Origin of the sequence: Salinimicrobium profundisediminis, assembly GCF_026241755.1 — a bacterium.
GTDB classification, from domain to species: Bacteria; Bacteroidota; Bacteroidia; order Flavobacteriales; family Flavobacteriaceae; genus Salinimicrobium; species Salinimicrobium profundisediminis.
The window spans coordinates 1-2088 of sequence record NZ_JAPJDA010000088.1; the positions used below are offsets into that span (position 1 = coordinate 1).

Sequence of the window (2088 nt, forward strand, 5' to 3'; positions counted from 1 at the left end):
CTTCTTCTGCAGATACTGCAGGTGCTACAACAGATACTGCTACTGCCGCTGTCGTTCCAGCTGCTAAAAACTTGGATAATTGCTTGTTCATTCGTTTCTTTTCCTCCTAAGATGGCTATCTATTAAAATGGTACAGATCAGAGTCTGCCCTGCATTTAAGGCGCAAATATCCTTGAATGTAATCTTATAGTAGCAAATTTAATTAATTTGAAATACAGGTAAATTACGCCAGATTTGTTGATTTTTAAAGCGCTGTATTGTATTGGTTTTCAGCAGGTCGGATGCACGGTTCGCAATTGCTGTTTTTTTAAACAGTAGAACCCTATTTTTCTATTAAAAATCGTTAAAATATCACCGTTTATACTAAATTCTACTAAGAAATCAATCTTTAACGTCGTGTAATTGACTCTTTATCCTGGATATCCGCCAAACCCAACTTACAAAGACGCAAACAAAAAAGAGATAACACCCAACAAGGGCATTATCTCTTTCATATGGTTTATTTTAAAATAAGCTTGTATGGTTGGCTGCTGGCTCCGCCTTGAACGTCTTCAACTTTGATGTAGTATGTTCCTTTTTTCAGGTTTAACGGTAGGGATTCTGCATCGCCTTTGCCATAGTAGTCGGCTGTGGCAACAGATTGGCCTTTTGCGTTGTAAACCGTCACTTTTCCATCAAGGTCTGAAGGAAGTTCAAGAGATAGTGTTAGTTTGCTGTTTTTGCTTAAAGATAGTTTGTAATAATCTGTGTCAGGCTTGTTGGCTGTCATATTCATGTATCCATATGCATAGTAGCGGTCTTTCGCTGGGCGATTTAGCGCTATCGGCTTGGATGGAATATTATTTTTGACTACAGATGTACTGTCTTCATCTTTTTGTTTGACTTCATCAATATTAAATACGTAAGGAACCACTGGTGAGTTTGTTCCTGTATAATCAGCTGTCAGGAAGAAGTAGCCTGCATTCTTTTTGGAACGGAAGCTGATGCGTTCTTCTTCGTTGTACATTGCGCTGTCAACGAGAGTCATATTCGCCTGTTCCTCTAAATCCATCTTTCCATTTCCGTTCGTGTCTTCAATGACCGCAAGAATTGGATCAATATCAGACTTGTGGATTGTAGGAACATTTTTATATTTCGCTGGGATCGTACCTGGTTTCACACTCACGTTATATACGCTTTCTTTTCCAGGTTTAAAATAATACATATCGATGTCACCAACCGAAGCATAGTTCCCAGTAATTGCTTTAGTTGTTACCTTTACTGCATCTTCAAATGTATCATTTGTCTCAAACTGATCAGCCACGTTTTTCACTAGTGGTTTGACAGTAAAGCGGTAAGGATCAAATTTTGCTCTGTAATTTTGATCAATTGCAACAAAGTAATACGTTTCTCCTGCTTGTAACCCTACAGAGAACTGATCATTAATACTCATAGATGTCAAAGAGAACGATGCATTAGAATATACATACGTGAACCCTTGTGACTCTTTATCATATTTCACAATGTCCATTCCAGTTGGCGCATAACCATTCGTTGTGTCCATTTTCACGTCAAAAAGACCGCTTTGTTCAGGTGTAAAGGCATACCAATCTTCATCACCCATTGTCTGCAAGTAACCTGTATTCGCTTCGTTCTCTGCAAACGGAATGGCTGCATCCATAATCATTTGTGAATACTCATCAACCTCTGCCTCTTCTTCACTAGCAATTTTATAGGAAGATGATAACGCTTTTGAACGGAGCTCTTTCTTGGCTTCCTCAAAGCCTGCAAAGTCTCCTTCAAACAGCATATCTTCTGGAGACATGCCAATTAAGTCCGGAATGCCATCTTCATCAGCTGTTACATCCTGAATATCAAGCGAAAGCTCGTATGGAGTTTGGGAAGAGAAGCTGCGATTCAAGTCCATTTCCATTCCGCCGCCTAATAAAATCATGATCGGATCAAAATAATAAGATTTATTCGTTACTTCAGCAACAAACTCCTGGCCAGGATAAGCACTGAACGACAATGTTTCACCTTTGCCAAAGCCGTTGTCCATAGCTGAATCCATCTCATACTGATACTCTTCTCCGTCCATATTTTCAATGG

1 protein-coding gene is annotated in these 2088 nt (G+C 39.3%); it reads right to left on the bottom strand.

The window, feature by feature from the left end; genetic code table 11:
* Positions 1-499: 499 nt before the first annotated feature.
* The coding region (locus tag OQ279_RS18710) for a PPC domain-containing protein (RefSeq protein WP_266071383.1) at positions 500-2088 on the bottom strand (1589 nt) is incomplete at its 5' end.